The 7,695-nt window shown below is 69.3% G+C and carries 6 protein-coding genes; 3 read left to right on the top strand and 3 right to left on the bottom strand.

All coding sequences use genetic code 11. The features are described 5' to 3' along the window. The 3 genes from B2742_RS12785 to B2742_RS12775 form a co-directional block, all read left to right on the top strand. A partial coding sequence (locus tag B2742_RS12785) for a ribonuclease E/G (RefSeq protein ID WP_292066909.1) occupies nt 1-1,992 on the top strand: 1,992 nt, incomplete at its 5' end. Nucleotides 1,993-2,053: 61 nt separating this feature from the next. Then, a complete protein-coding gene (locus B2742_RS12780) occupies nt 2,054-3,469 on the top strand; it encodes a M48 family metalloprotease (protein WP_414633071.1) in 1,416 nt (471 codons plus the stop codon). A 22-nt stretch (nt 3,470-3,491) separates the two neighbouring features. Beyond that, nucleotides 3,492-4,277 carry a DsbA family protein gene (locus B2742_RS12775; protein WP_292066907.1) on the top strand — a complete coding sequence of 262 codons (786 nt, stop codon included), beginning with the start codon at nt 3,492-3,494 and terminating at the stop codon, nt 4,275-4,277. A 9-nt stretch (nt 4,278-4,286) separates the two neighbouring features. Here the strand turns inward: B2742_RS12775 and B2742_RS12770 are convergent, their stop codons facing one another. From B2742_RS12770 to B2742_RS12760, 3 genes are all read right to left on the bottom strand, one after another. After that, nucleotides 4,287-5,057 carry a chorismate mutase gene (locus B2742_RS12770; RefSeq protein WP_292066905.1) on the bottom strand — a complete coding sequence of 257 codons (771 nt, stop codon included), beginning with the start codon at nt 5,055-5,057 and terminating at the stop codon, nt 4,287-4,289. 233 nt (nt 5,058-5,290) lie between these two features. Next, a complete protein-coding gene (locus B2742_RS12765; protein ID WP_292066902.1) occupies nt 5,291-5,872 on the bottom strand; it encodes a prephenate dehydratase domain-containing protein in 582 nt (193 codons plus the stop codon). A gap of 1 nt (nt 5,873) precedes the next feature. Next, nucleotides 5,874-7,247, bottom strand: coding sequence for a class II 3-deoxy-7-phosphoheptulonate synthase (locus B2742_RS12760; RefSeq protein ID WP_292066898.1), 1,374 nt, complete (start codon nt 7,245-7,247; stop codon nt 5,874-5,876). Nucleotides 7,248-7,695 lie beyond the last annotated feature (448 nt).

Here is a 7,695-nt window from a genome sequence, read left to right as displayed (position 1 = left end):
ATCAAGCGCGACTACGAATATCTGCTGCGCCTGTGGGAAACGATCCGCGAAACCACGCTGAAGTCCAACGCCCCTTCCATCATCTATGAGGAAGAAAACCTCGTCCGCCGCGCCGTGCGCGACATGTTCGACAAGGATTTCGACGGCATCCAGGTCGAGGGCGTCGAGGGCTTCAAGGAGGCGCGCGACTTCATGCGGGTGCTGATGCCCTCGCAGTCGAAGAAGGTGCACCTGTACCAGGGCGCCCGTCCGCTGTTCGCGACCAACGGCATCGAGGAGATGCTGACCCAGATTCACCAGCCGGTCGTGCCGCTGCACTCAGGCGGCTATCTGGTCATCAACCAGACCGAGGCTCTGGTCGCCATCGACGTCAACTCGGGTCGCTCCACGAAGGAACGCAACGTCGAGGCCACCGCCACCAAGACCAATATGGAGGCCGCCGTCGAGGCCGCCCGCCAGCTGCGTCTGCGCGATCTCGCCGGCCTGATCGTCATCGACTTCATCGACATGGATGAGTCGAAGAACAACCGCGCCGTCGAAAAAGCCCTGAAGGACGCCCTGGCCAAGGATCGCGCGCGCATCCAGATGGGCCGCATCTCGGGCTTCGGCCTGATGGAAATCAGCCGCCAGCGCCGCCGTCTCGGCGTCATCGAGGGCGCGACCGAGGTCTGCCCGCACTGCCAGGGCGCCGGACGCGTCCGCTCCGCCGAAAGCGCTGCGCTGATGACCCTGCGCGCCGTGGATATCGAAGCCGGGAAGAATGGCGCGGGGTCTGTCAATCTGCGCCTCTGCACCGCCGTCGCCCTCTACATCCTCAACCACAAGCGCGACTATCTGCAGCGCATGCTGGCCCAGCGCGGCCTGAACGTCGTCATCCTGATCGACGACAGCCTCGGCCAGGGCGAACACGCCGTCGAACGCACCGAGACCAACGAGGACTTCGTTCCCCTTGAACGCCCCGAAGCCTTCGTCGACCTCGACGACGATTTCGACGACAGCGCCTATGCGGATGAGGACGAGGACGGCGAGGAGTTCATCGCCGACGACGAGGATGAAACCGCGCTCGATCGCGAGGACGGCGACGACGACGAGCCGCGAGAGCGGACCGAACGCCATGAGGGTGAAGGCGCCGGCCGACGCGGTCGCCGCCGCCGTGGCGGACGTCGCGATGGCGCCGAGACCTCGTCCGACGAAGCCGCTCCCGCCGCTGCGGCGCCTGCCGCGGGCGAGGATGACGACGACAGCGAAAGCGGACGGCGCCGTCGCCGTGGCCGCCGCGGCGGACGCCGGGTGCGCGAGGAAGGCGGCGAGCGCGACGGCTTCAACTGGGTGCGCGGCCGTACGCCGTCGCTGGAAGATCCCTATGTCTGGTTCGACCCGATCAATCCGGAACGGACCGAGGTCGCCGCTGACGGCGGCGGAGCTGCAACGTCCGCCACCGACGTCGACGAGGTTGTCGGCGAACGTCCCGAGGGCGAGATCGGCGGCGAACGCGGTCCGCGCTCGCGTCGTCGCCGTGGCCGGGGCCGTGGCCGGGACCGCGGCGCCGAACAGGGTCTGACCCACGAGACCAAGGTCGAAACCCGCGCCACCAATGAAGGCATGCCGCCGGACGGGTCGCCCGATACGCCGATGGCCGTGGTCATCGACGACGGGGCGGACGCCGCGCCCGTCGCCATCGCCGAGGAACCCAAACGTCGCCGCGTGCGCCGCAAGGTCTCGGCCAGCGCGACAGAAGAATCGGCGGCGCAGCCCACCTCTTTCGTGGAGCCCAATGAGATCGAGCCCGCGGCCGAACCGGCGGTCCTCGACGTGACGCCGGAGCAGGCTGCGGCTGAACCCGAGGCCGCCCCGGAGCCCAAGGCCGCTCCGGTGGTCGAGCCCACCGCTGCCCCCCAGCCCGAAATCGATGTCGCCGCCCTGATCGCGGACGACCCGAACCAGATCGTCGCCCCGCCCGAGAAGCCCAAGCGCGGATGGTGGCGCCGCTGAATGGCCGTGATTAGGTAGTGAGGATCAGTCGGGGGGACGTAGCGGGTATGAGGAGTTCGGCGTGAACTGGCTGTCCCGAAAGACCTCCCGCGCTGCGGGCGCGGTTGCCGTCGCCGTCGGCCTGGTGCTGGCGGCGGCCTCGCCGGCTGCGGCCCAGAGCGCGATTCGGGACACCGAGATCGAGGAAATCATCCACGAATGGTCGGACCCGGTGTTCACCGCCATGGGTCTGGAGCCGTCCGAGATCGAGATCCTGCTGATCAACGACAACGACCTGAACGCTTTCGCCACCCGCGGACGGATCATGGGCGTCAACACCGGGCTGATCCTCAAGACCCGAAATCCCAACGAACTTCTGGGAGTCATCGGCCACGAGGCGGGGCATATCCGCAATCGCCACACCCTGCGTGACGGCGCCCAGGGCGCCGCCATGCAGCCCATGCTGATGACCATGGCCCTCGGCGCCCTGGCCATCGCCGCCGGCGCGCCGGACGCGGGCGCCGTGTTGCTCGGCAACAGCCAGTATTTCGGCACCCTGAGCGCCCTCCGCTACATGACCCACCAGGAAGGCGAGGCCGACAACACCGCCGCCCGGGCGTTGCAGAGCGCCGGCCTGTCCGGCCGCGGTCTGGTCACCTTCTTCGAGAATTTCCGATCGCAGGAAGTCTTCTCCGACGCTCGCCGTTACCCCTATTTCCGCAGCCACCCGCTGTCGTCGGACCGGATCGAGAACCTGCGCCGCTTCGTCGCCGAACAGTCCAACTACGATCAGGTCGACAGCCCGGAGCGGATCGCCCAGCACGCCCTGATCGTCGCCAAGATTCACGCCTTCCTCGACGCGCCGAACCAGACCCTGCGCGAATATCCCGAGAGCGACGTCTCCCTGCCCGGCCGCTATGCCCGCGCGATCGCCTGGTATCGCGACGGCCAGACCGATCGGGCCCTGGCCGCCGTCGATGCGCTGCTCGCCGAACAGCAGGAAAACCCGTACTTCTGGGAGCTCAGGGGCCAGATCCTCTTCGAGGAGGGCCGGCCCGCCGAGGCCATCGGCGCCCACCAGCGTTCGGTCGAGCTGAAGCCGGACGCGCCCCTGCTGCGCATCAACCTGGCCCACGCCCTGATCGAGACGCGCGATCCCGCCCGACTTGAACAGGCGGTCGATGAGCTGAAGCGGGCGACGGCGCTTGAGCGTGACAACACCATGGGATGGCGGCTTTTGAGCCAAGCCTATGCCAGCCAGGGCAAGGAGGGCGAGGCGCGCCTGGCCTCGGCCGAGATGTATTTCGCCGCCGGAGCCGAGCTTCAGGCGACCCAGTTCGCCCTGCGCGCCCGCGACATGCTGGAGCGCGGCTCGGCGGAATGGACCCGCGCCATGGACATCGTCTTCGCCTCCGGCGCCACCCAGGAAGACGTCGATGACGTCGACCGTCGCAATTCGCGCCGCAATCAGGGCGGCGTCATTCCCGCCGCCGGCTGACAGCCTCCCAACCGAGATCGCCATGACCGACGCGCCTGACACGACGCCCGAACCCGCGCGAGCGGCCGGCTTCTTCGACCGCCCCCGTTCGAGCATGGCGGCGATGGCCGTGGCGGTGGTCGCCCTCGGCCTGGCCGCCGCCCCCTATGTGACCGGCGGCGATTTCGACGGCCGGGTGCGGGCCTATCTGCTGCAGAATCCCGAGATCCTGCAGGAGGTCAGCGCCGCCCTGCAGGCCCGGGAGGACAGCGCGCGCACCGAGGCCGTCAATCAGCAGGCGGCCGCCAATCCGTCGCTGCTGGCGGTCAGTCCCGACGATCCCGCATTCGGCCCGGCCGACGCCCGGGTGACGGTCATCGAATTCTTCGACTTCCGCTGTCCCGGCTGCAAGGCGACGGCGCCGGACGTGCTGCGCCTGATGCAGACGCATCCCGACGTGCGTTTCGTGTTCAAGGACTGGCCGATCCTGGACCGAGGAACCGACGACGTCTCGCACTATGCCGCCCGCGCCGCCCAGGCCGCGCACCGCGAGGGCAAGTATCTCGCGGTCTTCCGCGCCCTGATGGCCGAACCGGCGCTGGACAAGCCGGCGATCGACCGCATCCTCGCCGCCAACGGCATTGCGGAAGCCGCCGCCCAGGCGTCGATGTCGAGCCCGCGGACGGCGCGGCATCTGGCGGATGTGCAGACCTCGGCCACGGGCCTCGGCCTGCTCGGCACGCCGACCTTCTTCGTCAACGGCCGGGCCACCGCCAGCATCCAGCCGGTCGATATCGATCGCGCCATTCGGGCCGCCAAGGCCGGCTGACGCGACGGCCTAGCCGATCGCGCCGACGCAGCCTTCGTCGCCGCCGACGGTCAGGTTCGCGTCGGTCAGCGACAGCGTCCAGCCGTGGTGGGTGTCGAGACCGCGACGGCGGATGCCGGAGCCGTCGCCCGCATCGCCGCCGGCGGTGACCAGCACCCGTCGGCCGCTGGGCAGGGCGGCGGGATCGATCTTGCCCACGGCGAGGGCGGTCGGGGTGTCGCCGCCGAAGCCGTCGAAGACGCTGAGCGCGGTCCACTCGCGGCGCAGGCCGGTCCACCACGGATCGCCGGCGTTGACGGCCAGCACCGCCACGCCATGGCCTTCCGCCGCCCAGGCGAGCGCGGCCTGGGGATCGCGGACGGCGCGCATGTCGGCGGCGGCGCCGAAGCGGAGGCGGGCGCCGTCGAAGGCGCGGGTCGGCTCGACCGGCGACCAGACCTGGACCTGCATCCGGCCCTGGCAGGCGAGACCCCAGCCGACGATCTGGCGCCAGAGGGATTCGACGGCCTCGCGGTTGTCGGGCGCGGCCTGGGCGAGGACGCGGTCGAGGACGGCCTGTTCGCGGTCGGGGCGCAGTTTGACGTGCGGGCCGGAGGGCGCGTCCTTGGCCTTGCCGACGCGGGCGGCGATGCCGAGGCGGCGCTCGAAGAGGGCGAGGAGCTGGTCGTCCAGATCGTCGATCTCGTGACGCAGGGCGGCGAGGGCCATCTGTTCGGCGGACATTTCGAGGGGCGCGGGCCAGACTTGCTGGAGGACCGGCTGGGTACTGGAATGGGGCACGGAAGGACTTTCGATTTCGATACGGCGTTTCAATGAGGGCGTTTTGCGAGCCGCCGCTCCGTCGCGGAGCGGTCGCCGGCGAGACGGTCAGGACGCGATGCCCGACGCCTCAGCCGGCGTATCGAAAGCCGTAGAAATACAGGTCCGCGGCCGCGTTGAAGCGGGCGAATGCAGTCGCAGCGATGGCTTGCGAACGGACCATGAGGCTCATTGGGCGCAAGGATCGTGCGTCGTCAAGCCGCTGAGGCGCTCAGCAGGACAAAACGCGTCCGGTTGTCGGCGGAATCCTGAATGTCGTTGCGCAAAATCGACAGGTCATAGACTTCGGCCGCCCGCGCGGGGGCGACGGCGGCGCGGGTGAGGTCGCCGGCCTCGGCGACGGCGCGGGCCGCGCCGGCGGTGTCGAAGGCCTCGACCGGCTGGATGCCGAGCTCGCCCAGGGTGCCAGTGCATTGGCCCAGGGCGGCGGGATGGCTTTCGGCCGTCTTCACGTCGCCGATGCGCGCGCCCGGAGGGGCCATGAGCGCCAGGCGGATCGGGCGCCAGACCTCGGACACCACGGTCAGGCCCGCGGCCTCGATGAGGGAGGCCGCCGGCTCGACGCGGCCGATGGTGGTGTTCTCGACCGGGATCAGGGCGCACCCGACCTGCCCCGACTTCAGGGCGTCGATGGCGGCCTCGAAGGTGTCATAGGCGACGGGCTGGTCCCACGGACGCAGGTCGACCACCGCCTCGTGACTGAAGGCGCCGGGTGCGCCCTGGTAGGCGCATCGCCCGCCTGCGTCGTCATTGGGAGGGCGGCCGACGGGTTCCACGTCAGGCCGCCTCGGACTGGGCGCGACGGCCGGCCTTCAGCCGCTCGGCGACCAGGAAGGCCAGCTCCAGCGCCTGATCGGCGTTCAGGCGCGGATCGCAATGGGTGTGGTAGCGGCTGGACAGGTCGTCCTCGGTCAGGGCCTGGGCGCCGCCGAGGCATTCGGTGACGTTCTGGCCCGTCATCTCCAGATGGACGCCACCGGGGTGAACACCCTCGGCCTCGGCCACATCGATGAAGCCCCTGACCTCGCCGAGGATGCGTTCGAACGGCCGGGTCTTGTAGCCGTTGCCGGCCTTCAGCGTATTGCCGTGCATCGGGTCGATCGACCAGACGACGCGTTTGCCGTTCTCCTTCACCGCCTTCATCAGGCGCGGAAGGCGATCATGCACCTTGTCCGATCCGAAACGGCCGATCAGGGTCAGCCGGCCCGGCGTGTTGTCAGGGTTGAGCACGTCGATCAGGGCCAGCAGGTCGTCCGGCTCCATCGTCGGTCCGCATTTCAGGCCGATGGGGTTCTTGATCCCCCGCGCGAACTCGATGTGGGCGCCGTCCAGCTGGCGGGTGCGTTCGCCGATCCAGACCATGTGGGCCGAGGTGTCGAACCATTCGCCGGTGGCGCCGTCCAGGCGGGTCAGGGCGCTTTCGAGATTGAGCAGCAGGGCTTCGTGGCTGGTGAAGACCTCGACGCGGCTGAGGTCCGGATGGCTTTCGGGCGTGACGCCGACGGCCTCCATGAAGGCCAGGGCCTCGGTGATCTTGTCGGCCAGCTCGCGGTATTTGTGGCCATAGGCGCTGTCGGCGGCGAAGCCCATGGTCCAGCGGTGGATGTTGTACAGGTCGGCATAGCCGCCGCCGGCGAAGGCGCGCAGCAGGTTCAGGGTCGAGGCCGACTGGTTGTAGGCGCGCAGCAGCCGCTGCGGATCGGGCAGCCGCTCTTCCGGCGTGAAGGCCATGCCGTTGATGATGTCGCCGCGATAGCTGGGCAGGGTGTCGTCGCCGATGGTCTCCAGCGAGGACGAGCGCGGCTTGGCGAACTGGCCGGCGATGCGGCCGACCTTCACCACCGGCTTGCGGCCCGCGAAGGTCAGGACCACGGCCATCTGCAGGATCAGGCGGAAGGTGTCGCGGATGTTGTCGGTCGAGAACTCCTTGAAGCTCTCGGCGCAATCGCCGCCCTGCAGCAGGAAGGCGTTGCCCGCCTCCACCTCGGCCAGTTTGGCGGTCAGGCGCCGCGCCTCGCCGGCGAAGACCAGCGGCGGCAGGGCGCGAAGCTCGTCCTCGACGCGATGCAGCGCGCCCATGTCGGGATAGTCCGTCGGCATCTGCGTGACGGGCTTCTGTCTCCAGCTATCGGGCGTCCAGCGCATACTCATCCCGGCAAGATAGGCGGACGGCCGTCCCGGGACAATGAACAGAGGTGACGCATCTGGCGAAGCTTCCTCGCTGGCATGACTCGTCCCCGCTTGCGGACAAGCGGTTGGGGAGGGCGCGGAGCGGCCGGGCCTCGCCCGGTGCTGTTGTGTTGTTACCGTTTCGACGAAGCAGGCCGCTCCGCGCGATCGTTTTCCACGGGCTCTCCGATGGTGGCCCTGTTCGGACCTTGCCGGATCGTCGCCCGGTCCATTGCTGGTCCGGACGCGGGGCGAACTTCACACACGGTGGCGGATCGATTCGCTCCGGAAGCCCGCGGCGAGCAGGCAGACGCCATCCATCGACGCCCGCAAGGCCCCCCGGACTATCCTTCGCCCGGGCTTCATCGCTCGACCACAGCCCGCCGACATCGAGGCGTTGGATCCGACGCCCTCCCCACCGACGGGATGG

Origin of the sequence: Brevundimonas sp. UBA7664 (assembly GCF_002483305.1) — a bacterium.
In the GTDB taxonomy this organism is placed as follows: domain Bacteria; phylum Pseudomonadota; class Alphaproteobacteria; order Caulobacterales; family Caulobacteraceae; genus Brevundimonas.
This window is presented reverse-complemented; position numbering and strand designations above follow the sequence as displayed.

Excerpts from the sequence above, each read along its gene's own strand:
- B2742_RS12775 (WP_292066907.1), top strand. The coding sequence starts at position 3,492 with ATGACCGACGCGCCTGACACGACGCCCGAACCCGCGCGAGCGGCCGGC.
- B2742_RS12760 (WP_292066898.1), bottom strand. The coding sequence starts at position 7,247 with ATGAGTATGCGCTGGACGCCCGATAGCTGGAGACAGAAGCCCGTCACG.